The organism is Haloferax chudinovii (assembly GCF_042663345.1).
Taxonomy (GTDB): domain Archaea; phylum Halobacteriota; class Halobacteria; order Halobacteriales; family Haloferacaceae; genus Haloferax; species Haloferax chudinovii.
Genome location: NZ_JBHTAB010000010.1, coordinates 57,620 through 81,780, shown reverse-complemented (window position 1 = coordinate 81,780; position 24,161 = coordinate 57,620). Strand labels below are relative to the sequence as shown.

The 24,161-nt window shown below is 68.6% G+C and carries 24 protein-coding genes and 1 pseudogene; 12 read left to right on the top strand and 13 right to left on the bottom strand.

The window, feature by feature from the left end:
- Positions 1-16 precede the first annotated feature (16 nt).
- The 5 genes from ACFQI8_RS15980 to ACFQI8_RS15960 form a co-directional block, all read right to left on the bottom strand.
- The gene (locus ACFQI8_RS15980; RefSeq protein ID WP_390246504.1) at positions 17-520 is read right to left on the bottom strand and encodes a DUF5810 domain-containing protein; all 504 of its coding nucleotides are present in this window, start codon (positions 518-520) and stop codon (positions 17-19) included.
- Between the two features lie 226 nt (positions 521-746).
- Positions 747-1,094, bottom strand: a complete 348-nt coding sequence (locus tag ACFQI8_RS15975) for a HalOD1 output domain-containing protein (protein WP_390246502.1) — start codon at positions 1,092-1,094, stop codon at positions 747-749.
- Between the two features lie 161 nt (positions 1,095-1,255).
- The gene (locus ACFQI8_RS15970; protein WP_390246673.1) at positions 1,256-4,471 is read right to left on the bottom strand and encodes a bacterio-opsin activator domain-containing protein; all 3,216 of its coding nucleotides are present in this window, start codon (positions 4,469-4,471) and stop codon (positions 1,256-1,258) included.
- Positions 4,472-4,544: 73 nt separating this feature from the next.
- Positions 4,545-5,033 (bottom strand): ribosomal protein S18-alanine N-acetyltransferase, encoded by a 489-nt coding sequence (rimI, locus tag ACFQI8_RS15965; RefSeq protein WP_390246500.1) that lies wholly within the window; start codon positions 5,031-5,033, stop codon positions 4,545-4,547.
- A 183-nt stretch (positions 5,034-5,216) separates the two neighbouring features.
- Positions 5,217-7,181, bottom strand: a complete 1,965-nt coding sequence (locus ACFQI8_RS15960; RefSeq protein ID WP_390246498.1) for an aconitate hydratase — start codon at positions 7,179-7,181, stop codon at positions 5,217-5,219.
- Positions 7,182-7,485: 304 nt separating this feature from the next.
- Between ACFQI8_RS15960 and ACFQI8_RS15955 the strand changes: the two genes are divergently transcribed.
- From ACFQI8_RS15955 to ACFQI8_RS15930, 6 genes are all read left to right on the top strand, one after another.
- On the top strand, positions 7,486-7,959 hold the full coding sequence (locus tag ACFQI8_RS15955; RefSeq protein ID WP_390246496.1) for a deoxyuridine 5'-triphosphate nucleotidohydrolase: 474 nt from the start codon (positions 7,486-7,488) through the stop codon (positions 7,957-7,959).
- Between the two features lie 428 nt (positions 7,960-8,387).
- The gene (gene pan2, locus ACFQI8_RS15950) at positions 8,388-9,626 is read left to right on the top strand and encodes a proteasome-activating nucleotidase Pan2 (protein WP_390246494.1); all 1,239 of its coding nucleotides are present in this window, start codon (positions 8,388-8,390) and stop codon (positions 9,624-9,626) included.
- A 100-nt stretch (positions 9,627-9,726) separates the two neighbouring features.
- Positions 9,727-10,200 (top strand): pyruvoyl-dependent arginine decarboxylase, encoded by a 474-nt coding sequence (locus ACFQI8_RS15945; protein WP_390246492.1) that lies wholly within the window; start codon positions 9,727-9,729, stop codon positions 10,198-10,200.
- Between the two features lie 90 nt (positions 10,201-10,290).
- On the top strand, positions 10,291-11,136 hold the full coding sequence (locus ACFQI8_RS15940) for a sensor histidine kinase (protein WP_390246671.1): 846 nt from the start codon (positions 10,291-10,293) through the stop codon (positions 11,134-11,136).
- A 130-nt stretch (positions 11,137-11,266) separates the two neighbouring features.
- Positions 11,267-11,650, top strand: coding sequence for a DUF5811 family protein (locus ACFQI8_RS15935; protein ID WP_390246490.1), 384 nt, complete (start codon positions 11,267-11,269; stop codon positions 11,648-11,650).
- Between the two features lie 171 nt (positions 11,651-11,821).
- Complete coding sequence (locus ACFQI8_RS15930; protein WP_172795730.1) at positions 11,822-11,983, top strand: hypothetical protein; 162 nt, start codon at positions 11,822-11,824, stop codon at positions 11,981-11,983.
- Between the two features lie 193 nt (positions 11,984-12,176).
- On the opposite strand, the gene infB is transcribed toward ACFQI8_RS15930, so the two are convergent.
- Entirely contained in the window at positions 12,177-13,979 is a 1,803-nt protein-coding gene (gene infB, locus ACFQI8_RS15925) for a translation initiation factor IF-2 (protein ID WP_390246488.1), read from the bottom strand.
- Positions 13,980-14,176: 197 nt separating this feature from the next.
- Here infB and ACFQI8_RS15920 point away from each other — a divergent pair, with 197 nt between their 5' ends.
- Together ACFQI8_RS15920 and ACFQI8_RS15915 are read left to right on the top strand one after the other, a co-directional pair.
- Positions 14,177-14,422, top strand: a complete 246-nt coding sequence (locus ACFQI8_RS15920) for a PRC-barrel domain-containing protein (protein WP_089776856.1) — start codon at positions 14,177-14,179, stop codon at positions 14,420-14,422.
- An 18-nt stretch (positions 14,423-14,440) separates the two neighbouring features.
- Positions 14,441-14,899: an NOB1 family endonuclease gene (locus ACFQI8_RS15915; RefSeq protein WP_390246485.1), complete on the top strand. Its 459-nt coding sequence runs from the start codon at positions 14,441-14,443 to the stop codon at positions 14,897-14,899.
- A 33-nt stretch (positions 14,900-14,932) separates the two neighbouring features.
- On the opposite strand, the gene ACFQI8_RS15910 is transcribed toward ACFQI8_RS15915, so the two are convergent.
- Both ACFQI8_RS15910 and ACFQI8_RS15905 read right to left on the bottom strand, forming a co-directional pair.
- A complete protein-coding gene (locus tag ACFQI8_RS15910; protein WP_390246483.1) occupies positions 14,933-15,670 on the bottom strand; it encodes a CPBP family intramembrane glutamic endopeptidase in 738 nt (245 codons plus the stop codon).
- Positions 15,671-15,967: 297 nt separating this feature from the next.
- Positions 15,968-17,260: a glucose-6-phosphate isomerase gene (locus tag ACFQI8_RS15905; protein ID WP_390246481.1), complete on the bottom strand. Its 1,293-nt coding sequence runs from the start codon at positions 17,258-17,260 to the stop codon at positions 15,968-15,970.
- 72 nt (positions 17,261-17,332) lie between these two features.
- On the opposite strand from ACFQI8_RS15905, the gene ACFQI8_RS15900 reads away from it, so the two are divergent.
- On the top strand, positions 17,333-17,866 hold the full coding sequence (locus ACFQI8_RS15900; RefSeq protein ID WP_390246480.1) for a hypothetical protein: 534 nt from the start codon (positions 17,333-17,335) through the stop codon (positions 17,864-17,866).
- Positions 17,867-17,895: 29 nt separating this feature from the next.
- Here the strand turns inward: ACFQI8_RS15900 and ACFQI8_RS15895 are convergent.
- The 4 genes and pseudogenes from ACFQI8_RS15895 to ACFQI8_RS15880 all read right to left on the bottom strand — a co-directional run.
- Positions 17,896-18,351 (bottom strand): annotated as a pseudogene (locus ACFQI8_RS15895) (TVP38/TMEM64 family protein); the annotation flags it as partial.
- Complete coding sequence (locus tag ACFQI8_RS15890; protein WP_390246478.1) at positions 18,339-19,043, bottom strand: CehA/McbA family metallohydrolase; 705 nt, start codon at positions 19,041-19,043, stop codon at positions 18,339-18,341. The pseudogene ACFQI8_RS15895 and the gene ACFQI8_RS15890, both read right to left, overlap by 13 nt.
- Complete coding sequence (locus tag ACFQI8_RS15885; RefSeq protein ID WP_390246476.1) at positions 19,040-19,738, bottom strand: CDP-alcohol phosphatidyltransferase family protein; 699 nt, start codon at positions 19,736-19,738, stop codon at positions 19,040-19,042. Before ACFQI8_RS15885 ends, ACFQI8_RS15890 begins: the two co-directional genes overlap by 4 nt.
- A 127-nt stretch (positions 19,739-19,865) precedes the next feature.
- Entirely contained in the window at positions 19,866-20,501 is a 636-nt protein-coding gene (locus ACFQI8_RS15880; protein WP_390246669.1) for a GNAT family N-acetyltransferase, read from the bottom strand.
- A gap of 114 nt (positions 20,502-20,615) precedes the next feature.
- Here ACFQI8_RS15880 and ACFQI8_RS15875 point away from each other — a divergent pair, with 114 nt between their 5' ends.
- Positions 20,616-21,119 carry a DUF5812 family protein gene (locus ACFQI8_RS15875; RefSeq protein WP_390246474.1) on the top strand — a complete coding sequence of 168 codons (504 nt, stop codon included), beginning with the start codon at positions 20,616-20,618 and terminating at the stop codon, positions 21,117-21,119.
- 35 nt (positions 21,120-21,154) lie between these two features.
- Here the strand turns inward: ACFQI8_RS15875 and ACFQI8_RS15870 are convergent, their stop codons facing one another.
- Positions 21,155-21,496 carry a hypothetical protein gene (locus ACFQI8_RS15870; RefSeq protein WP_390246473.1) on the bottom strand — a complete coding sequence of 114 codons (342 nt, stop codon included), beginning with the start codon at positions 21,494-21,496 and terminating at the stop codon, positions 21,155-21,157.
- 127 nt (positions 21,497-21,623) lie between these two features.
- On the opposite strand from ACFQI8_RS15870, the gene secF reads away from it, so the two are divergent.
- Complete coding sequence (gene secF / locus ACFQI8_RS15865) at positions 21,624-22,487, top strand: protein translocase subunit SecF (protein ID WP_007276089.1); 864 nt, start codon at positions 21,624-21,626, stop codon at positions 22,485-22,487.
- Positions 22,484-24,055: a preprotein translocase subunit SecD gene (gene secD / locus ACFQI8_RS15860; protein WP_390246470.1), complete on the top strand. Its 1,572-nt coding sequence runs from the start codon at positions 22,484-22,486 to the stop codon at positions 24,053-24,055. Before secF ends, secD begins: the two co-directional genes overlap by 4 nt.
- The last annotated feature ends 106 nt before the right edge of the window (positions 24,056-24,161 follow it).

Genomic DNA, 24,161 nt, shown 5'->3' with positions numbered 1-24,161 from the left:
GGTTGGGGGTCCGGACTTACGACTCTTTCCTGTCGGTGTCGTCTTCGGTGCCCTCGTCGCGGTCGTTGGTGTCGCCGTCGGCGTCGCCCTCCCGCGACGCGGCTTCGGTGTCGCCGTCCTCGCCGTCGTCCGCGACCATCTCGCGGGTGAGCGACCGCGCCTCCTCGAAAATCTGCGCCGCGTCGCCCGACAGCGACTGCGACCCGCCGGAGCCACCGAACGGTTGCGGCTCTCGGTCGGGAATGTCGTGGTCGTGTTCCTGTCCGTGCGCGTGACTATGGCCGCGGCCGCCGGTGCGGTCGACCGTGTCCTCGAACACCTCGTCGAACTCGCGTTCCTCGGCGAGGTCCGAGACGAGCGGGCCGAGCGAGTCGGCGTTCAGGTCGGCCCACTCGGGGGCGTGTTCGTCCAGCCACGTCTCGTGGTCGTCGCCGTGGACGATGGCCTGTAACGCGAGGTGGTTCGCGAGGTGCGTCTCGTCGCGTTGCGGCGCGTCGCAGACCGGACAGGCGTATCCCATACCCGTCGGTAGCGGCTCTGTGTACCAAAACCCGTCGCACTCTCGCGTCGCGTCGGCGTCATCGGCCGTCGAAGAAATGTGCCCGCGTCGCCCGCGTGGTGATGGTAGTTGGTGGGTCGCAGGCGAGCGGCCGTCACGGCGCCGCGTTCGGGCACCGCGTCCTGTGGTGGTGTGGTGGTGGTGTGGTGGTGGTGTGGTGATACCGATTCGTTCGTGTGTCGATGCGTCAGGCGGACGTGACGATGACCGTTCCGTCGGCCCAGACGGTCACGTCGCAGACGGCGTACCGGAACCTGATTCGACCGCGCGAGGGCGCTCCCGACCCGCGAGTGCCGCCGTCCGTCGCCGGTGTCCGCGCCAGCGGAGCGAACAGTTGACACAGCGCGTCGGGGTCGATAGCCTCGGACAGCGGTGGGAGGTCGATGGCGTCCACGCCTCTCAGTTGGGCGGTCGCGGTGACGACGGTCACCGCGAGGGTGTCTCTTCCGCCCCAATCGTGTCGGGCGACGACCTCGTCGGTCGTCCCCGTGTTCCATCCCACATCGTTGCCCGGTAACACGCGAGTTTCGTCCATGGTTCGGTTCGCGTCGGCGCCTCGCCGACATCCGTGCCGACGACGCTCGGGGATATATCGGTCGTTGCTATCCACCTAGTGGTGGCGCGCGCGCCACCACTAGGTGGCTAGATTCTCAACTGAACATCAGTTGGTATCGATGGTCTGCACGTGGTACCCCCTCACTCGAAGACGCGTTCGACCAGCTTTCGCTCGGCCGCGCGCAGGTGGTACTGGTAGGTCGGCGCGCTGATGTCGAACGTCTCGGCGAGCGTCTCGGCGGTACTGCGGCGCGGCCACTCGTAGAAGCCGGCGAGGTGGGCCGCCCGAACCGACTCGTGTTGCCGACTCGTCCACGCCTCCCGCATCTCGGCGGCGAACGTCTGCGGTGACTCGGCACCGGCGGCGGTCCGCCGCGCGAGCAGACTCGTCCCGGGGTAGTTCGCGTCGAGCGCGTCGACGAACGACCGGACCCGGATTCGCTCGGGGACCTCGGCGGTGAGGGTGGTCCCGGTCGGCGTCGCGTCGAGCGCCCGTAGGGTCGCCTCCGAGGCGTACAGCGTCTCGAACAGCGACTCCCGCGGGAGGCGGAGTTCGAACAGCGACCCCGAGTCGTCGGTCGAGACGTGGCGCACGCGCGTCGCGATGTCCCGCCCCGCGGCGACGACGTCCTCGGGCCCCGCGTCGGTGGCGACGAACGCGATGACCGAGCCGTCGGACTGCGGGATAACGCCGCCGAGACTCACCGCGTCGCCGACCCGCCGGGCGAGTCGCGACAGCGACAGTCGGTCGCCGCCGAGCCGTATCTGCACGTCCGCCCGGCGCTCTGTCAGCATGGCGTCGGCGCGCCCCGTGGCCGCGAGCGCGTAGCCGACCGCCTCCCCCAGTTCAGTGAGCAAGCCGTCGTTGTTGTCGACGACGTCCGACCCGGTCGCGTGGACGACGAACAGCGCTTCCACCCGGTCGTCGGCGACCGCAGGGATGACCGCGATGGCGCGGAACCCGTAGCTGAGCGCGTCGCCGCGGTGGTCTGCCCACGCGGAGTCGTCGAGCACGTCCGCTATCACCCGTATCTCTCGGCTCTCGATGGCGGCTTCGAGGAGCGAAAACAGCGGCTCCGCGGTCGCCACCTCCCCCAGTCGGTCGGCGTAGGCGGTGTCCGCGCCGTGGACCGCGTCGCTCGGCGGGCGGTACGTCTCGTCTACGTCGCTGGCCTCGGCGTGCCAGACGACGGCCACGCCGTCGGCGTCGACGAGGTGTTCGGCGACGGCCGACAGCGCCTCGCCGCGGGTCGGCGCGCGGATGAGCGACCGGTTGATGTTCCGGATGGTCGCGTTGATTCGGTCGAGTCGCGTGAGCGCCTCGTTTTGGGCTTCGAGCCGGCGGTCGCGCTCGCGTAGCTCCGCCTCGGCGTCGATTCGGTCGAGCAACTCCTCGACGGTCGCCGACAGCAGATTCACGAGCTCCACGTCGACTTCGGTCGGCGCGGCGGTCCCGGGGTGGCCGGTGACGAGCACGCCGTGGCGACCGAGCGGCGCGGCGATGACGCGCTCGACGCCGTCGACGACCCCCCCGTCGGGCAAGAGTTCGACCACGCGGACGTCGCCGGAGACGAACGCGTCCCAGACGCCGCCGCGGTCGAGGCCGCCCTCGAACGGCTTGTCGCCGAGCCCGGTCCCGGCCGCGCCCACGCGGACGAGGCTCGTGTCCGACTCGTCGAAGACGTACAGCTCCGTCCGGGCGTCGCCGAGCACCTCGTCGCAGGCGTCGACGGTCGCCCGGAGGACCGCCTGTCTGTCGGTCGCACCCATCATCTCGCGGGTCCGGTCGTGGAGGGTCGCGAGCAGGCGCTCGTAGCGGTGTCGCTTCGTCACGTCGCGGAGGACGCCGACGGAGCCGATTTCCTCGCCGCCGACGACCAGCGGCGTCCGGTGGTTCTCGACCCGGAGCACCTCGCCGTCGGGCGTTCGGAGGTCGAGCTCGACGATGCCCCGCGACGCGGCCGCGAACGCCTCGTCGCTCCCGTCGGTCGCGGTCGCGTTCTCGGCGAGCAGGCTCGTCGGCGAGCCGATGACGCGGTCGCGGTCGAGGCCAGTGAGCCGCTCGAACGCCGGGTTGACCGCCGCGAACCGCTCCTCGTCGTCCAGCGCGTACACCGCGTCGGCGACGGCCTCGACCATCCGCCCGTACTGCTCGACTTCCGCCTCGCGTTCCAACTGCTCTGTGATGTCGGTGAAGTAGACCGAAAGCCCCGTCTCGGAGGGGTACGCCCGAACCGCGTACCACGTTTCGAGGCGGTCGTAGTAGGTCTCGAACGCCGCGGGCTCCTGTCGCTCCATCGCGCGCTCGAACCCCTCGCGGAAGACGGCGGCCTCGGGGACCGAGTCCCAGATGCGCGTCCCCAGCACCGCCGCGGCGGACATCTCGAGCCCGTGTTCGGCCGTCGAGTTGACGTAGGTGACGCGCCAGTCCGCGTCGAAGCCCATCACCGCCTCGTCCATCCGCTCTAAGACCTCCGAGAGCGCGCTTTTGAGCTCGTGACGCTCGGTCGCCGCGCCGACGACGGCCGCGATGTTCTCCAAGAACAGCACGTCGTCGTCGGAGAACCGCCCGCGTGCGACGGCGTGGGCGGTGATGACTCCCCACCGAGTTCCGTCCCCGCCGATGGCCGCGCTCATCCCGCTTTTCGGCCCCGACACCCCCGCGTCGTCTGCGGGCTCGAAGCGCTCGTCGGCGTCGGCGTCGTCGACGAGCGCCGAGCGCCCGGTCCGGTACGTCTCGGCCGCCTGCGTCCCCTCGGTCGCAGTGGGTCCGCGACCTCGACTCGCCGACCAGCCCGCGGCGGCGGCGACGCGAAACGCGCCGTCGTCGAGGCCCTCGAACACCGTGACCGAGTCCGCCCCGAGCACGTCACGGACCCGGTGTGCGGCGTGGTCGAGCGTCGAGTCGAGGTCGACGGCAGTCAGCGCCCGAGTGCCCACCTCGGAGACGACGCGCTGTTGCTCGATTCGGTCTCTGTGGTCGCGTGCGAGGGTGTACTCGCCGAGCGCCCGCTCGACGCGGGCGGCCACCCACGACATCGTCCCGGGGTCGTCGCCACAGACGACGTAGTCCGTCGCGCCGGCGTCGACCGCGCGCGCCGCGACCTCGCGGTCGGCGGCCGCGACGACGACGGGAACGTCGAGTCCCTGCGCGTAGACGTCGCGGACGAACGCCTCCTCGTCGCCGGTCACCGTGGGCGCGGTGAGAACGACACAAGCGACGGCGGCCGAGGCGGAGACGAGTTCCGCGCGCGCCGCGGCGGGGGTGCGGACGTGGCGGATGGCCGTCGCTCCGCCGAGCGACGACAGCGACGAGTCGAGGGCCGTCGCGAACTCGTCGTCACTCACACAGAGCACAGTGGGGGACGATAACACAACCCGTGTACGCGGCTCGCCCTGATAAGCACTCGTTCGGCCGCGTGCGGTCCTGTCAGGCGTTCTGCCACTCGGCCACGTCGAGGACCATGATGTAGGCGTCCTCGTCGTCGCCGTAGTAGCTCGGCACCCGGCGGGCGGGGTCGAAGCCGAGGCTCCGGTAGAGCCCGATGGCGGGGTCGTTCGAGACGCGGACTTCGAGTTTTACGACCGCCGCGCCCGCGATGGCCATCGCCGTCAGCGACTGGACGAGTAACCGCCGGCCGAGGCCGTTCCCTCGGGCCGCCGGACGGACCGCGAGGTCCTTCACGTGCCCGATGTCGTTGCCGTGGTTCGGCATCACGTCGGCGACGACGTAGCCGAGCACCTCGCCCCCGCGGACGGCGACGAGGAACGCCGGCTCGTCGACGAACATCTCGAACGCGGAGTACGGCCACGGCTCGGAGAAACAGGTCCGCTCGATGCGGAGCACGTCGAGGAGGTCCGCTCGGTCGACCCGCCGGACGACCACATCGTCGGCGAGCGCGTCGTCGAACGCCGTCACGCCCGGCGCTACGTGGTTGGCACGCAAAAGCCCGACGGCACGGGCCCGGGCGGCGGTCGGGACGGACGCATCGAGGCGGTTGGCCCGGAGCGGACGCTCACGCGAGCGGTCGGCGCGACCCTCGGGCCGCCCGATAGCCGCCGCTCGCCGGGCGAAAAAGTGAGAAGGCGGTGTCGGTCGCGCTCAGTCGTCCGCGGGGGCGGCGCCGCCCTCGGCCTGCTGTTTCGTGAGGGGGAGCTTGCCGCCGGCGGTGAGGATACGACGCTCGCGCTCGGAGGCGTGCAGGTCCGCCGTCGCTTCCCAGTCGTCGTTCACGCGGATGGTGAACTCTTCCTGGCCGGATTTGACGGCGTCGGCGACGTCGTCGACGATTTCGACGTCGTCGCCCTGTTCGATCTTCTCGTAGGTCTCCTCGTCGATGGCGAGGGGGACGATACCGAAGTTGAACAGGTTCGCCTTGTGGATGCGAGCGAACGACTGCGCGAGGACGGTCTCGATGCCGAGGTACATCGGACACATCGCGGCGTGTTCGCGGGAGGAGCCCTGCCCGTAGTTCTCGCCCGCGACGAGGACGCCGGTGCCGGCTTCCTTGGCGCGCTGGGCGAACGTCTCGTCGACGCGCGAGAGCGTGAAGTCCGAGAGGCGCTCGATGTTCGAGCGGAACTTGAGGATGTCGGACGTCGCCGGGATGATGTGGTCGGTCGTGATGTTGTCCTCCATCTTCAGGAGGGTCTCACCCGAGATGTGCGAGCCGAGGGGCTCCTGCAGGGGAACTTCGCCGATGTTCGGGCCCTTGATGAGCTCGTCGTCGATGGCGTCGTCGGCGTAGATGAGGTCCGTCTTCGAGCCGTCGTACTTGTCGGGGAGTTCGACGCCGGGGGCGTCGAGACCGACTTCGTCGGCGAAGTCGCGCGGGTCGACGATTTCGCCCTTGAGCGCCGCGGCGGCGGCGACCTGCGGCGAACAGAGGTAGACGTTGTCGTCTTCGATGCCCGAGCGGCCCTCGAAGTTGCGGTTGAAGGTGCGCAGCGAGACGGAGTCGGAGGCGGGAACGTGGCCGATACCGATACATGGGCCACAGGTCGCCTCGGAGACGTTGACGCCGGCCGCCATCATCTCGGCCGTCCAGCCCTCGCGGGCGAGCATCTCGCCGGCCTGCTTCGAACCGGGCGCGACGATCATCTCGAGGTGCTTTGCGACTTCCTGGTCCTTGACCATCTTCGCGGCCGGGAGGACGTCCTCGTAGCCGCCGTTGGTACAGGAACCGACGAGGACCTGCTCGACCTTCTCGCCGGCGACTTCGCGGACCGGCACCACGTTGTCGGGCATCGACGGGCAGGCGATGAGCGGTTCGAGGTCGCCGAGGTCGATGACGATTTCGTCGGCGTATTCGGCGTCGTCGTCGGCCGTCAGCTCGACGTACTCGTCGCCACGACCCTGACGTTCGAGGTAGTCTTTGGTCTTCTCGTCGGTCTCGAACAGCGACGAGGTGGCACCGAGTTCGGTCCCCATGTTGGTGATGGTGGTTCGCTCGGGCACGGTGAGCGATTCAGCACCGGGGCCGGTGTACTCGAACACCTTGCCGACGCCGCCCTTGACGGTCTCGCGGCGGAGCATCTCGAGGATGACGTCCTTCGCGGAGGACCACTCGGGGAGTTCGCCTTCGAGGCGGACGTTCACGACCTCCGGCATCTCGACGTAGTACGCGCCGCCGCCCATGGCGACGGCGATGTCGAGACCGCCGGCACCGATGGCGAGCTGGCCGAGACCGCCGGGGGTCGGCGTGTGGGAGTCCGAGCCGAGGAGCGTCTTGCCGGGCGCGGCGAAGTTCTCCTTGTGGACGTTGTGGCAGATACCGTTCCCGGGGCGGGAGAAGTGGGCACCATATGTCCCGGCCGCGGAACGGAGGAAGCGATGGTCGTCCGTGTTCTTGAAGTCGAACTGGTAGGTCTGGTGGTCGCAGTACTGGGCGGCGAGTTCGGTCTGTGCCTCGTCGAGGTCGAGCGCCTCGAACTGGAGCCAGACCATCGTCCCGGTCGTGTCCTGCATCAGGACTTGGTCGATTTCGATTCCGATCTCCTCTCCGGGGGTGAGGTCACCCTCGACGAGGTGGTCCGAGAGAATCTTTTCCGTGAGCGTCTGTCCCATAACACCCGAACGTCGATTGCCCTCGGATATAAATCCCGCGTACTTCCCTATCTTCGAACGTGAACGATAGCGCCGTCTCGGGATTTCTAGCGTCTAAGGGCCATTAAACTCCTTGTTGGTTCTCCCATGTGACTGGTCACCGCGGGGGTCGTCACCGACCCAAACACGGGGTGATTTGCCCCCGTTTCCGCCTCGAAATCGGGGGTGGTTCGAACCCCCTCACGGTCTCGACCGCGGTACTGCTTTCGAGTCGCCGCGGACCGAGGTTCGGCACAGTTTTGCGCCCGCTGAACGCGGTTCGGATATGCACCGCGCTGGCTCGTTCGTCGCACAGCACATCTCGCCGGTCACGGTCGAACAGGTCCAACCCAACGGCGTCGACCTGACGCTCGACGCGGTCCTCGAACAGGTCGAACCGGGCCGCCTCGGTCGCGAGGGGAAGACCGTCGGGGAGCGCCGCGCCCTCGAGTTCGCCGACCCGGAGACCGAGACGTACCGACTCGATCCCGGCGGCTACGTCCTCCAGTACGCCGAGACGGTCCGCATCCCCGAGGACCACGTCGGCTTCATCTACCCGCGGTCGTCGCTCATGCGGAACTCCTGTATGCTGAACACGGCCGTCTGGGACGCCGGCTACGAGGGGAAAGGCGAGGGTCTCCTGCAGGTCCACCACCCGGTCGAACTCGAACGCGGCGCGCGGGTCGCCCAAATCGTCCTCGCGGACGCGACCCACGACGAGACCTACGACGGGAGCTATCAGGGCGAGCGCACTCGCTGACGCCCTCTGAATCGGCTCCTTCCCCTCCGAGACAGGTCGGCTATCGGAGACAGGCCGACCATCCGATACTACCGGATGAATACCGATATCCCGATTTACGGGACGTTCTCGGCGATGACGAATTCCTTTCAAGTCGGTGGGCGTCGTATCTGCTCTCGCGGAGGGCACGTCGGGCCGAAACGAGGGGCGACCTGTACACACTGAACCTCCGCAACTTCCTCCTTCCACATCTTCGTCTTCGTCGCTTCGCGCGTTCCCTGCGCACAGCCCGCACCCGTGAGTCGCGGCGTCGCTCTGTCGGCGTCCGATTCGCCGCCGCGGTCGGGTGCCGCGGGACCGCCGTCACCTAAAGCCGCTTCGAGCGCGGCAGTCGGGTTCTCTGACCCAAAGGCACATTTACGCGCATGCCTAAGTGTGGCCAATCACTGATGTCACGGAGTCCATCTCTCCCGGAACGTCCTCATCTCGATCTGGACCCCGAGATGTCGGATGCAGAGCGGCTGTCTGCACTCCGCCAGCACTTCGAACGCATGGTCGACGTCAACCGCGAACTCGACCAGCGGCTCCAGAACGCCGATGACCGCCACGCCGAGTTGGTCGACGAAGTCGACCAGATGAAAGCGCGCAACGAGGCCCTGAAGACGGCCTCGTACTACATCGCCACGGTCGAGGAGTTGACCGACGACGGCGTCATCATCAAACAGCACGGCAACAATCAAGAGGTCCTGACCGAGTTCGCACCGAACCTGAACATCGACGACATCGAGCCCGGCGACCGCGTCGCCATCAACGACTCGTTCGCCGTCCAGACCGTCCTCGACGACGAGACGGACGCGCGGGCGCAGGCGATGGAGGTCGTCGAGTCGCCGACGGTCACCTACGACGACATCGGCGGCATCGACGAGCAGGTCCGCGAGGTCCGCGAGGCGGTCGAACAGCCCCTCGAAAACCCCGAGATGTTCGCGGAAGTCGGCATCGACCCGCCGTCGGGCGTGCTCCTGTACGGCCCGCCGGGCACCGGCAAGACGATGCTCGCCAAGGCCGTCGCCAACGAGACCAACGCCTCGTTCATCAAGATGGCCGGCTCCGAACTCGTCCAGAAGTTCATCGGCGAGGGCGCGCGGCTGGTCCGCGACCTGTTCAAGCTCGCCGCCGAGCGCGAACCGGTGGTCATCTTCATCGACGAGATAGACGCCGTCGCCTCGAAGCGCACGGACTCGAAGACCTCCGGCGACGCCGAGGTCCAGCGCACGATGATGCAACTCCTCTCGGAGATGGACGGCTTCGACGACCGCGGCGACATCCGCATCATCGCGGCGACCAACCGCTTCGACATGCTCGACGAGGCCATCCTCCGCCCCGGCCGGTTCGACCGCCTCATCGAGGTGCCCAAGCCCGCCGTCGAGGGCCGTCGCCGCATCCTCGACATCCACACCCGCGACATGAACGTCGCCGACGACGTGGACCTCGACGCGCTCGCCGAGGAGCTCGACGACTACTCCGGCGCGGACATCGCGTCGCTCACCACCGAGGCCGGCATGTTCGCCATTCGCGACGGCCGGACCGAGGTGACGGGCGCGGACTTCGACGCCGCCCACGAGAAGCTCTCGAAGGTCGAAGAGTCCGGCACCGGCCCCATCTCGGGCTTCACGGACTACCAGTACTGAGGTCGGCGGCTGGGGACCGCCGCCGGAGGCGGTCGCCGACCCCCGGCTTTCGAGCGCCGCTATTCGTAACCCCCTTTTCCGCCGCCGCGAGAGTTCGGACATGCACACGATTCGCGTCGTCCGCGGGGTCGGCACCGCCCCCACGGAGATGGCGTCGTACGACGCCGCGCTCGCCGCCGCCAACGTCCACAACTACAACCTCGTCGCCGTCTCGTCGGTCGTCCCCGCCGACGCGACCGTCGAGACGGTCGACGTGGCACCCGACCTCGGTCCGGCGGGCAACCGTCTGACTGTGGTGCAGGCCCGCGAGACGACTTCGACGCCCGGCGAGACGGTGGTCGCCGGTCTCGGCTGGGCGACCGGCTCCGGGCCCGGTCTGTTCTACGAGGCGTCCGGCACCGACGAAGACGGTGTCCGCGCGGCCGTCCTCGACGGGCTCGCCGCGGGCCGAGACCTCCGCGAGTGGTCCTTCGACGACGAGGAGGTCGCGCTCACCACCGGCACCCACGAGGGCGACGGCTACACCACCGCCGTCACGGTCGCGGCCTACGGGCAAAGCGAGTCCGTCTTCTGAGAGGACGCGCTGACCGACGGACTCATGAACGTTTGTAAGCATTGCTCCGACATGAGTGGTGACGCGCCGTTCGACCTGTCCCCGAGGCGAGTGGCGCTCATCTACGCCGCCTTCGGCTTCCTCTGGGTCGCGACGAGCGACAGCCTCGTGGAGGGGCTTCCGAGCCACGAGCTCATCCAGACGGCGAAGGGATGGCTGTTCGTCGTCCTGTCGGCGCTGTTGGTGTACGTTCTCGTCGACCGAAGCCAGACCGAACTGGACCGGACCTCCGAGCAACTGGAGTCGACGCTCGCCCACACGAGCGTCCTGCATCGAATCCTCAGACACGACATCAGGAACGCCTGCACCGCCATCCTCGGCTACGCCGAACTGGTCGAGTCGCGGGACGACCCGGACGCGAACACCGACCCTGTCGAGGCGATTCGAGAGCGAGCGAACCGGCTGGTCGAAGTGAGCGACGAGGTCGCGCTCCTCAGGACCGTCGAACTCGCGGAGGGGAACGAGGTCGACGTCGACCTCTCGTCTGCGGTCGCCGACGCCGTCGAGGACCTCGAAATCGAGCACTCGCCGGTTCGGGTTTCGGTCACCTCGCCGGAGACGCTCACCGTGCGAGCGCACCCGGCGCTCCCGCGAAGCATCACCGAACTGCTCGACAACGCCGTCGTCCACGCCGACTGCGACGAGCCGAAGATTCACGTCGCCGTCTGGCAACTCGGCGAGGTCGTCGGCGTGACCGTCGCCGACAACGGTCCCGGCATCCCGGACGCCGAGCGCGAGGCCCTGCTTTCGGGCGCGGAGACGCCGCTTTCGCACACCAGCGGCGTCGGCCTCTGGCTGGTCCGCGCCATCGTCGACGCCTCCGGTGGGTCGCTCGATATCTCGACGCCGAAGGCCCACGGGACCGTCGTCACCGTCTCGCTCCCGCGACCGGCCTGACGGCGGCGTCACCGGGTCGTCACTCCGAGTCCCCTCGCCGCCGCCGCGCCGTCGCCCAGTTTTGATTCGCCCGCCGCGCCGCGGACCGACGACGGCTTTTTACACGTCCTTCCCGTATCGCAGACGACTGATGAACGGGAACAACCCATATGCGGGCGCTCCCGGCGTGACTGGGGCCGGCCAGGCGTCGGCCAACCGAGAACTGACCGTCGATCAGATGGACGCGCTCCGGCGGGCGGTCGCCGGTATCGTCTCGCGGACGGAGTCGTACCTCCCCGAGGGCTTCGCCGTCGGGTCGGAGCTCTCGACCGGCTCGACCGGGCCGCTCGCCACCGTGGCCGTCCACCCGCCGGTCGGCCACCCCGTCAGCGCCGGCTTCTCGCCGGACGCCGACGAACTCGACGCCGGACTCACCGACGAAGACCGCAACGAGGTCGCCCGCGGACTCGCCGCCACCGCGGCGTTTCAGGTCATGAGCGCCGTCGGCGACGACCTCACCCCCGCCGCGCGGTAACCCCGAACGACCCCCGTCGCCGTCGGGTCCGAGTGGCGACTGACGCGCGGTTGCGACCTGCCGACCGATTTCTCCTCGTCGCTCCGTCGCCTCGCCCTGCGTTTCAGCGCCGCGCTCTCGGCGGTTCAGAACGAGAACAATACACTTCACGGAGGCGGTCGAAAGGGAGGTATGGCTTCGATTTTCGACTACGCGGACGAGATCGGCCCGACGACGCTCATCATCGTGGGCTTCCTGCTGTTCGTCTTCCCCGAACCGGCGACCTCGGCGTTCGGTGCGGGGTTGATGCTGTTCGGCGCGGCGTACTGGTTCTGGGAGTGGAACCGCCCCTGAGCGCAAGGCGAGCGAGCGACCTCACTCAGACGCTCCCGCGACGGCGGCTTCGACCGGTGTCGTCGCTGACGCGAGAAGTGACACGCCGAGTGGCGCGTCGGTCTCGGCGGACGCGCCCGACTCGCCCGACGGGCCAGCTGTGCGGCTCACGAGCGCGGTGAGAATACGGGACAATCAGGACGCGGCGAGTCGCCTACTTCCCCCAGAAGGGGTCGCGGCGGCGGTGCTTTTCGAGATAGCCCGACAGCGCCTCCAGTTCGTCGGTGGGGATGTCGTCGCGGAGCTCCTGTTCGAGAATCTTCGCGTGCTTCTCGGGGAGTTCTATCCAGAGTTCGTCGCCTTCCTCTATCTGGCGGCCGACGGTCGGGCCGTCGATGGCGACGCTGACGCGCGAGCCGGCGCGGGCGCTCGACACGTCCTCGCCGTTCTCCTGGATGCCCGAGAGCTGGCCGACGCGGTTCGGCTCGCCGTCTTCCCACTTCACGACGTTCATGTTGTTCTTGATGGTCCCGGACATGACCTCGACGCCGACGACGGCGGGGTTGTTCTGCCGGAAGACGTGGTCTTGGAGGATGCGGAACCGACACGGGCGGACGATTTTGTCGAGAATCGTCTCCTGCTGGGCGCGTTTCATCTCGTCGACGTGCTCTTCGTACTCCTCGACGAGCTGATAGATGACGTCGTCTTCGAACAGTTTCACGTCGTTCTTTTCGAGTTCGGCCTCGGCGTTCGAGAGCACGTCCACGTTGAACCCGAGGATGACCTTGTGCTCGGGCTCGCGGGCGGTCGAGGCGACGGCCACGTCGCGCGGGGCGACGTCGCCGACCTCGGCGCGGAGGATGGGCACGTCGGCCTCCTGTAAGGCGTTCGCCATGGCTTCGAGACTGCCGAGCGTGTCGGCCTTGACGACGACGCCCTCCTCTTCTGTGGTGACCTCGATGTCCGCGAGTTCCGCTTCGACCTCGCGGACGACCTCGTCGAGGTCGCGGTCGCCGACGACGCGGACCGGCGCGCCGGCCATCGCGTCTTCGAGGTCGGGCGCGGCGATTTTCACGCCGGCGGCGGCGCGGACTTCCTCGACCTTGTCGAACCGCTTTTCGGTGCGAATCTCCGCGTTCGGGCGGGGCTGGAGGAGCGCGCGGACCTCGGTGACGATGGGGTCGTTCGCGCCGCCGACGACGACGGTGTCGCCCGCGCGAATCGTCCCGTCGTAGAGGACCACGTCGACGGTCGCGCCGAAGCCGCGTTCCTCTTTGACTTCGAGGACCGTCCCGGAGCCGGGTCCGGCCACGTCGATGGCCATCTCGTCTTTCATGTAGCGCTGGGACAGCCCCATCAGGACGCCCAGCAGGTCGGGGATGCCCTCGCCGGTCAGCGCGGAGACGGGGACGACGCCGATGTTGGACTGGAAGTTCTGGACGCGCCAGTAGAAGTCAGAGGAAAAGCCCCGGTCGGAGAGCTCGCCGATAATCTCGTACAGTTTCTCGTCGAGTTTCGAGCGAGCGCGCTGAGACTGCTCCTCGTAGGTCTTCTGGATGGGGGCCCCCTCTTGGGGGTTCCAGCCCGGTGTGGTGTCTATCTTGTTCGCGGCTACGATGAACGGCGTCCCCGTCCGCTTGAGGATGTCGATGGCCTCCTCGGTCTGCGGCTGGAAGCTGTCGTTCACGTCGACGACGAGGATGGCGATGTCGGCGAGCGCCCCGCCGCGCGAGCGGAGCGTGCTGAACGAGTGGTGTCCCGGCGTGTCGATGAACAACAGCCCCGGGAGGTCGAAGTCCTCGGGTTTGACCAGACTGCCGGCCATCTGCGAGACGGTGTCTAAGGGGACCGCGGTCGCGCCGATGTGCTGGGTGATGGCACCGGCCTCACCCTCGCTGACGGCGGACCCGCGAATCTTGTCGAGAAGACTCGTCTTCCCGTGGTCCACGTGGCCGAGGACGGCCACGATGGGTGTGCGAAGCGTATCGGATTGTGACGTCGAATCAGTGTCGGACATGGAGAATCGCCCCGGAGAAAGCTCTTACCGGAATCGAGTCGGTGACTCAAGTTAAGTCCATCGTCACGCCCGCGCCCACGAGTCCGCGAGCCACTGTGTCGACTGTTCTCGCGCCCCGCGGGCGACCCCGGGCGTCCGTCGGCCGCCCGTCAGACGTGCCCGTGCCGTTTATGTGAACCGACGAGGAAGGGGTGTGTATGGCCGACATACTCGCCGAGAACCTCTCCGGAAAGGCCGTTATGGGGTCCGACGGGACGGAGCTCGGGATGCTGTACAACATCACGATGGACCTGAAGTCGGGCGAGCTTCACGACCTGCTCGTCCAACCGAACGAGCAGATATCCCCCGGACGCGTCTCGTTCGACCGGGACGACCGCGGACGGTTCCGAGTCCCGGTGAACCGCGTGCAGGCGGTCAAAGATTACATCGTCGTCCAACGGTAGACTCAGGATAGATTCCCAATGCGGATTCTCGACGCTTCTGCGTTCATCCACGAGTACCACACCGACGACGAGACGGCCTCGATTCCCCTCGTCAAGGAAGAACTCACGGGCGAGCACGCCTTCCGCTTCGACGCCCTCGAAGGCGCGGGCATGTACGTCCACATTCCCGGACAGGGAACTGTGGACAAGGTGCTCCGCGCCGCGGGCGAGACCGGCGACCGCGACGTGCTCTCGGAGACGGACACGCGCCTCATCGCCGCCGCCTTCGAACTCGACGCGACGCTCGTCACCGACGACTACGCGATGCAGAACGTCGCCGAACGGCTCAACGTCGGCGTCGAAGTCATCGCTCAAGACGGCATCGCAGAACAGCGAAGCTGGACGTTCCAATGTCAGGGCTGTGGCCGCGAGTTCGACGAGAACAAAGAGCGCTGTCCCATCTGCGGGATGGAGCTGTCGCGGAAGAATCCGGCGTAAGCCGGTCGAACCGACCCACTCGTCGTTTCTTTTTCAGACCATGCCGGTCGCCTGCGCGTAGCTCACGAGGAACTGGACCGCGTTGTACAGCCCGTGGACCAGCGCGGCGACGAGCAGGTTCCCGCTTTGCTCGTAGACGACCGCGAGGACGCTCCCGAGGACGAACACCATCCCCAGCGAGACGTACAGCCCCTCGCCGGAGAACGACCAGAGGTGAATCGACGCGAACACCAGACTCGACAGGACGACCGCCGGGGCGGGCCCCCACAGTCGCCGGAGTTCGCCGAAGGCGACGCCACGGAAGATGAGCTCTTCTGCCGGGCCGACGAGGACGATGGTGACGACGGTGAGATACAGGAAGTACACCGGGTTCTCGCGGCCCTGCTGGGCGATGACGCTGTCGCCGCTCTGGATGCCGAGCGCGGACATCAGCGCCGACGCGCCGAGGTAGACCCCCATCACGGCGACGAACCCGCCGGCAATCCACAGGGCGTCGCGCGCGGTCGGCCGCTCGAACCGAATCAGCTCCCAGTCGTCGCGCAGGGAGAGGTAGCCCGCGCCGACGACGCCGAAGCCGACGAACTGTCCGGCGCTCTGTATCGCGCCGACGAGCGCGGAGTCATCCGGGAACACGCCGCGAGCGAGGCCGCCGGCGACCGAGCCGAGCGTCGCGCCGACGAGGAGCGAGAGGGCGACGACGATGATGATGCCACCGTACGCTTGGAGGTGGTCTGCGGGACTCGCAGACGCGCGGGCGGTGTCGTGTGCCATTGCCCTCCTCTTCGGAACGGGGTCGGATAACCGATTCGGGTCGATGCTCGTGAGCCTGTGGAGTCACGTGAGTCTGCGTCGTTTGTTTCGGGCGGAGGACCGGACTGTGGGACCCCCTCGAAAGCCCCCGCCGCGACGGCTCCCGCGGGCCGCCGCGGTCCTCGGCCTCCGGCCTGCGGTCCTCACCGCCCCGGGGTTCGCCCTCGCGGCGGCCCCTTTCAGTCCCACCCCGTGGACTGTTCGGTAGTCGTCGCTAGCGGGGGTCGCAAAAACCCCGCGCCCGCAGAGCGACCGGGTCTACTCGACGACCAGTCTCTCTTTGTCGGCGACCGCGTCGGCCTCTTCGAAGTCGCCGCCGCCGAGCAGGCCGCGGGCGGCGCGCTTGCCCCACTCGACCGCCGGCTGGACGAACGCGTCCACGCTGGCGAGTTCGCCGTAGAGGACGCAGGCGGCCTCCATCGCGTAGAGCAGTTCGCCGAGACCGTACTCGTCGACGCGGTCGAGTTCGATGCGGACGCTCGGGCGGCCAGCCGCGGCGAGGCTCGCCTCGGTCGCCTCGAACTCGGCGTCGAGCAGGTCGCCGAGCGACGAGCCGCCGAGGTACGCGAGGCCGTCGAGGTCCGTCTCGGGAATGGCCACGTCCTCGCGCTCCGTGGCGCGGACGAGGGTCACGAGCTTGTCGCGCGGGCCGGCGCGGTACAGCTGGAGCTGGGAGTGCTGGTCGGTCGCGCCGAGCGCCCGCAGGGGCGTCTGCCCGAGGCCGTCCTTCCCGAGCGACTCGGCCCACAGCTGGGCGAACCACTCGGAGAACGTTTCGAGCGACTCGGCGTAGGGCATCATCGCGTTCTGGTGCATGCCGCGCTCGGCGAGCGCGTAGGAGACCGCGCCGTAGGCGTACGCCGGCGAGTCGAAAAGCGAGTCCGACAGGCGCGCCTCCTGTGCGGCCGCGCCCTTCAGCACCGCCTCGATGTCGTGACCGCAGAGGGCCGCGGCGGCGAGGCCGACCGTCGAGAGCACCGAAAAGCGGCCGGGGACGCCGTCCGGGACGGGGAGCGACGGGAGGTCGTGCTTGTCGGCGAGGTCGCGGAGGTTGCCCTCCTCGCCGGTCGTGACGAAGGTTCGGTCGGCCCAATCGACGCCCGCGTCGGCCATCGCCTCCCGGACGACGAGGAAGTTCGCCAGCGTCTCGGCGGTCGTGCCGGACCGCGAGACGACGTTGACGACGGTCGACGCGAGGTCCAGCGAGTCGAGGAGGCGCTCGACGGCCTCCGGGTCGACGTTGTCGAGGTAGTAGGCGTCCACGTCGCTTTCGAGCGCGTCCGTGAGGGTGGCCGCGCCGAGGGCGCTCCCGCCGATGCCGACGGTGACGACCGCCGAGGGGTCGCCGAACCGACTCACCGCGTCGCGAATCGCCACGGGGTCGGTGCTGTGGGGGAGGTTCAGCGATTCGTAGCCGTGCTCGCCGGCCTCTCGGCCGCGTTCGATGCGGTCGTGGGCGGCCGCGACGCGGTCGTCGAGTCGGTCGAGCGTCGCGCGCGAGACGCCGTGGGCCGACGACGTGTCGAGGACGTTCCCGAGGTCTACCTGCATACAGGATGCCGCGTCGCCCGGCGTCAAAACGACACCGGTCGCTTTAATCGCGGCCGCTCCCAAGGGCGACCGATGGCAGACGACTACGGCGGCGTCATCGGCGCGTTCCCGTACGCCTTCCGGCACAGCGAGTCGTGGCTGTTCAAATGTTACGTGCTCGTCGGTGCGCTGGCGACGGGTGTCGTCTCGTTGTTCGTCGCCTTCGGACTCGTGGTCCTCATCGGCGCGACCGCCGGCGTCCCCGGCGGGTCGCTCACCCTCTCGCGGTCGTTCTACGTCCTCGTGGGGCTGTTCGTCGTCGCGCCGCTCGTCGCCCCGGTACTGTTCGTCGCCCGCCGGCACCGCCGCACCGGGTCGAAACCGCGGTACGACCTGAGCCTCGCGCTCGCGGGCTTCGTGTTCATGGCCTCGGTGTACGTGGGACTTCTCACGTCGGTGCCGCCGGAGTTACAGACGCCGGCCGAGCCGTTCACGGTTGGTCAAACGACCGTCTTGGCGCTCGTCCCGGTCGTTCAACTGCTCTACGACCTGCCCGCGGTCTACGGCCTCGTTCCGCCGGTCGCGTGCGGGGTAGGCATCTACGGGCTTCACCGACTGCTCCGGTAACCCCCCGACTCGTTTTTTCGGACTCGGCCTCACCCGACTCGCGCCGCCAGCTCGTCGCGGTAGCGGTAGACGACCGCCGAGGCGCCGACGCCGACGCCGACGAGGAGCGCAACCGCCTCGTAGTTCGCCGCGCCCGCGTTCTGCCCGGCGGCCGCGGCGAGGGCGAACGTCGGCAGGCGACCGACGGCGACGAGGACGACGAGCGTCCGCAGTCGAAGCGGCGAGAGCCCGGCGAGCGCACAGAGCGCGTCGTCCGGGAACGCCGGCAGGAGAAACAGGACGAACAGCCCGGCGACGCCCCGGCGGTCGGCGAAGCCGTCGAACTCGGCGAGGGCGTCGTCGGCGACGAGGCGCTCAACCGCGGGCCGGCCGAAGCGCCGGGCGAGCAGGAAGACGATGCCGCTCCCGGCGACGACGCCGAGCCTGACGAGCGCCGCGTTCCGCGCGTCGGTCGAGTCGAACAGCCGACCGGTCACAGGAACGAGGCGGTCTTGAGCCGGGCGTTCAGCGCGTACTTCCGCAGGTACTGGCGGGCGGTCGTTCGCGTCCCCCGGGCGACGGTTCGCCCGGCTCGAATCCCCTCCAAGATGGCGTCGGTCGTGACGCCGCCGTCAGCCCCGACCGAGATGGCCGTGGACGCCTGTCCGACCAGCGCGGGTCGGTGCGCGTCGCTCCCGCCCGTGCCCGGAAGTCCCCGCCGGCGGGCGTAGCGCCGCGCCTGCCCGTTTCTGAACCCGGTGAGCGTGTGCGCGTTGTACACCTCGACGGCGTCCACGTCCCGAATCGCCCGTCGGGACGCGCCGTGACGGAACGTCTGAAACGGGTGCGGCACGACCGCGAGCCCGCCCGACTCGCGGACCGCCCGCGCCGTCTCCGAGAGTGGTTGCCCCGTCGCCGGCGGGTCGTCGACGCCGAGCGCGAGGAGATGGCCGTCGGCCGTCGAGACCTCGACGCCGGGGACGACCCGGACGCCGTACTCGTGGGCGATGTCGAACGCCCGCGAGAGCGACCCGACCGAGTCGTGGTCGGTGATGGCGACCGCGTCGAGGCCGACCGCCGCCGCGCGGGCCAACACCGCTTCGACCGACATCTCGCAGTCGTAGGAGGCGTCGGTGTGGACGTGGAGGTCGACCGCGAGCGTTCGCGGCCCCCGCGAGCTCCGGGTCCGACCGCTCATACCACGCCGAACTCGAGCGCGAGACAGCCGACGACCGTCAGGACGCCGGCGACGCCGACGAGGACGTGTCCCGCGTCGGTTTTGTACGCCTTGTAGTCGGAGGTCATGAGCGGGCAGACCGCCACGATGGTCGCGCCCGCGACCCAGCCGTTCCACAGCGGGACGAACTGGAGGAGGAAGTAGTTCGCCAGCACGACGAGATGCGTGTGGACGACCGTCGTCCCGTGGTAGTACGAGGTTCCCGAGTCGTCGCCGAACCCCTCGCTGTTGTGGCGGATGAGTCGCAGGCCGCCGAAGGTGAGGACGACGAAGCCGACGACGGCGCTCACGACCGGGTTGGGCGCGAGCGCGACGTGGTACAGAAGCGCCGCCGACACGAGGTACGCGAAGATGTCGATGAAGGAGTCTATCTGTCGGCCGAACGCCGAGGCGGTCCCGGTCTCGCGGGCGTAGTAGCCGTCGGCCTTGTCGAAGACGAAGCCGGCGAGGACGGCCACGATGGCCCAGTTCGGCTCGCCCGACACGAACAGTATCGCGCCGACCCACGCCCAGAAGAGCGCGCCCAGACTCAACCAGTCCGCGGTCCCGAGCCGCGAAATCATGTTCTCCCCCGTCGATGAGCGCACGACCTCGCTCGCCCGCGCGTCGACCGCGTCCAGCCTCCCGCGAAGTGCTGACCTGAGTTCGTCCGTCATGCCTGTCTGTCCGACACACTCGGCTGATTGAGTATAAATTTAACCGCTATAGTATATATAAAACAAATATCTATATACCTTTGTTCCCGAACGGAGCGCTCGGGACGAAACTGAGCGCTCTGTACCGCTATGAACGCGGTTTGACGCGCCGGCGTCGCCACGGGCCGACCCGGTAGTACGCCCGGGTGCGGGCGACGCGGAAGCCGACGCTCTCGAAGGTCCACTGCGAGGGCCGGTTGTCGCGGGCGACGAGCGCGTGAACCGTCTCGGCCCCCCGGTCGTCGGCGACGGCGACGGCCCGCGAGACGAGCGCGGTGGCGATGCCGCGGTTCCGCGCCTCGGGCGCGACGAACACCCGGCGGACGTAGCCGCCGGGGAGGGTCACGTCGGCCTCCAGCGGGTGGATGTGGTACGTCAGGCCGGGGTCGCCGAGAAACAGGTAGCCGACGGGGTCGGCGTCCGCGGCTTCACCGTTCTCACTACCCTCGCCGTCCCTCTCACCGCTCCCGCCGTCGAACGCGCACACCGCCGTCTCGTCGTCCCGGAGTTCGGCGAACGCGTCGTCGCGAGCTTCGAACCGCCTCGCCTCCGCGGGGTCGAGCGCGCGAATCTCGACTCCCGGCGGGGGGTCGCGGCCGGCGTCCGCCGCGTCGGCGTCCGCGACGTACTCGTCCATCTGCGTCGCCGTGAGGCCGCGGGCCTTGAGCGCGTCGTAGACGCGGCGGGCCGTCTCGGTCCGGGTCAACCGCCAGAGCGCGGGCATCGTCAGTCGCGTCGGCGCGCCGCGAGAAAAGCCCACCGTCGCCGTGGGTGTCGGTGGCACACGCCGTCGTGAGCGCCCGAAACGGGGAAAAGGCCCGGTTGCTTACAGCGGGTGATGACCGAGTCCGAGTCCGAGACTGAGACTGAGTCCGAGTCCGAGCGAACGGGAACCTTTCTCGTCACCGCCGCCGACGAGGAGTCGGCCGTCCTGAAGGACGTTCACTCCGGGCAGGTTCACGCGCTCTCGTCGAACCCCGGCGTCTCCGAGGACGAAGCCGTCCGCGGGACCGTCGCGCCCGACCCGCCGATGAACGTCTCGTGGCAACTCGTCGAAGTCGAGTCGCGCTGGACCGTCTCCGTCGAGCGCTCCACCGAGTCGCCGACGACAAACTCCCGCGATATCGCCGCCGACAACCCCGACGGCGAACTCGTCCGCGAGGAACGCGCCGGGACCGGCGAGATTCACGTCCTGTCGGTCCCCGACGACACGACCGAACAGGCCGTCGACGACATCCTCTCGGACCGCGAGGGACTGCTCTCGCGGGCCGCCAGACTCGACGTGAACCGCGTCGAAATCCGCTCGCAACCGGGCGTCGTTGCTGTCCGCTACATGCCCTGACAGGGCGCTTTTTATCCGCGTTTTCGTGTCGCGTCCTACCGCTGTTTCCCGGTCGAGGAGACGGGCCCGTCCGCGCTCTGGACGCACCACCCGCCGTGGACGCTCCCCTCGCGCTCGACGAACTCGACTGTCGTCTCCTCGCCGATGCGGGTCGCGTCCGCCGGCTCGAGTTCCTCCACGCGGAGCGTCAGTGTCAGCGAGTCGCCGCAACAGCCCACGTCGAGGAACTCCTCCCATTCGTCGCCCGGCTCGGCGTCCTCGTGGACTCGTCGCAGGTAGTTCACGAAGCGGTCGGCGGTCAGTTGGTCGCGGCCCCACGCGCTGAGTTGGTCGGGGAAGGAGACGACCACGCGGGTCGCCGTCTGGTCGGTCGTCATCGTTCACGATTGTCGGCCAACGACTATGGGCCTGTCGCGGGTTCGTCGGGCGCTCGTCAGACCGCTCGGCGACCGAGACCGTCCGCGGATAAGAAACCTTATTCCGCACCGCTCAGGACCGCAACCCATGGTTGAGTTTACGGTACCGGAGGTAGACTACACCCGGTACACGAATCGCCAACTCGCGGCCGTCCCCCTCGCGGTCCTCGCGGTGGCCTTACTGGTCATCGGAGGGTGGTACGTCGCGACTGGTGCGCCGGTGAATCCGGGCGTCGACTTCACCGGCGGTACCGAACTCCGCATCGCAACGGATGCCCCGCAAAGCGAGGTCACCGCGGCCTTCGATAGCCAGCCCGAGTCGATTCGCTCCGTCGCGGCCGACGGGACGTACGTCGTGACGTTCCAGTCGGGGAGCGCGACGTCGAGCGAACTCCAGACGCAGGCCGAAGACGCCGGCTTCGAAGTCAGGTCTATCGACGCCGTGTCGGCCAACTTCGGCGGCGAGACACAACTGCTCGCTCTCGGCGGCCTCGCGGTCGCCTTCGCGGGCATGAGCGTCCTCGTGTTCGCCATGTTCCGCTCGTTCGTCCCCTCCATCGCGGTCGTCCTCTCGGCGTTCTCCGACATCGTCATCCCGGTGGCGCTGATGAACCTCTTCGGCATCGAACTGTCGCTGGGGACCGTCGCGGCCCTCCTGATGCTCATCGGGTACTCGGTGGACTCGGACATCCTCCTGAACAACCACGTCCTCCGGCGCTCCGGTGACTTCTACGAGTCGACCGCGCGCGCCATGCGGACCGGCGTGACCATGACGCTCACGTCCATCGCGGCGATGATCGTCATGACCATCACGGCGACGCTGTTCGGGATTCAACTGCTCGCCGCCATCGGCACGGTCCTCGTGTTCGGCCTCACCGCCGACCTGATGAACACCTACATGCTGAACGTGACCCTCCTTCGCTGGTACAAGTTCGAGGGGGTGGCCCGATGAGCACGCTCCGCGACAACTGGCGGGTCATCTTCCTCGTCGTGGCCATCCTGCTTTCGACGTTCGCCCTCTTCTCGCCGACGATGGGGGCCCAGTCCGCAAGTGAGGGCAACAGCGCGACGAACCTCCAGTTCGGTCTCCAACTCGACGGCGGGACGCGTATCCGCGCGCCGCTCGTCGGCGTCACCGCCGAAGACGTCGAGTTCGAGGGCGACTCCGAGCGCGTCGTCGAACGGCAGGTCGCCGCCCAGATAGCGGGCGCCGACGCCGCGGACGTCATCGCCCGCACGGGCGCGGAGTCCAACACGGTCGAAGTGACCATCGAGAACGTCACGACCGACGACCTGAGCGCCGCGCTCGACGCCGCGGGCTACGGCCACGGCGAGGTCAGAGACGGCGTCACCGCGACGACCCGCGAGGAGACGGTCCGCGTCCTCCAGTCGAAGATTAACGAGGCCGGTCTCTCCGGCGGGACGGTCCAGCAGGTGACCACGGCGACGAGCGAGCACTTCATCCTCGTCGAGGTCCCGAACCGCGACCAGTCCGACGTCGTCGACCTCGTCGGTGAGCGCGGGACGGTCCAGATAGACATCTACCACCCGACCGGCACGGACAACGGGTCGCGGGTCTACGAGACGCGCGAGGCCGTCCTGACGCAGGCCGACTTCACCTCCATCGGGACCGCACAGGAGTCCCAGACGGGGAGCGGGGCGTTCGTCCCCGTCTCCGTCCGCGACGAGCCAGCGTCGGAGTTCCAGACGGCGGTTCAGGACACCGGCCTCGCCCAACCCGGCGGGACGCGGTGTACCTACATGGAAGACGGCGGCGAGAACACGACCGAGGGCTGTCTCCTGCTCGTCGTCAACGGCGACGTCGTCAACGCCTTCGGCATGAGCGGCGGGCTCGCAGACACCATGCGGGCGGGCGAGTGGGCCGACGCGCCGAGCTTCCAGCTCCAGACGCGCAACACCTCCGAGGCACAGGACATCGCCATCAACCTCCGCGCCGGCGCGCTCCCGGCCCGCCTCGACCTCTCGGGTGAGGACAGCGGCACCTCCTCGTACATCTCCCCGAGTCAGGGTGAGAGCTTCAAGTTCGATTCGCTCATCACGGGTATCATCGCGGTCCTCGCGGTCGCCGGCGTCGTCTTCATCCGCTACGGCAAACCGCAGGTCGCCCTGCCGATGATTGTCACCGGCCTCTCCGAGGTGTACATCCTCCTCGGGTTCGCCGCCGCCATCGGCTACCCGCTCGACCTCTCTGTCATCGCCGGCTTCATCGCCGTCATCGGGACCGGGGTGGACGACCTCATCATCATCGCCGACGAGGTGATGGCCGAAGGCTCCGTGACGTCGCGGAAGGTCTTCCAGTCGCGGTTCCGCCGGGCCTTCTGGGTCATCGGCGCGGCCGCCGCGACGACCATCATCGCCATGAGCCCGCTCGCCGTGCTCTCGCTCGGCGACCTCCAGGGCTTCGCCATCTTCACTATCCTCGGCGTCATCGTCGGCGTGCTCGTCACCCGCCCGGCGTACGGTGACATCCTCCGACTCCTCCTGACCGAGGACCGCTGAGGCCGACCTCAGTTCGGCCGACGCGCTTTCTCTTTTCGTTCGCCGCTCCAATTCGCGTCTCACGAACCGGTGCTCTCGCCCCCCGGCCCGTTCGCTCGATTCTCGC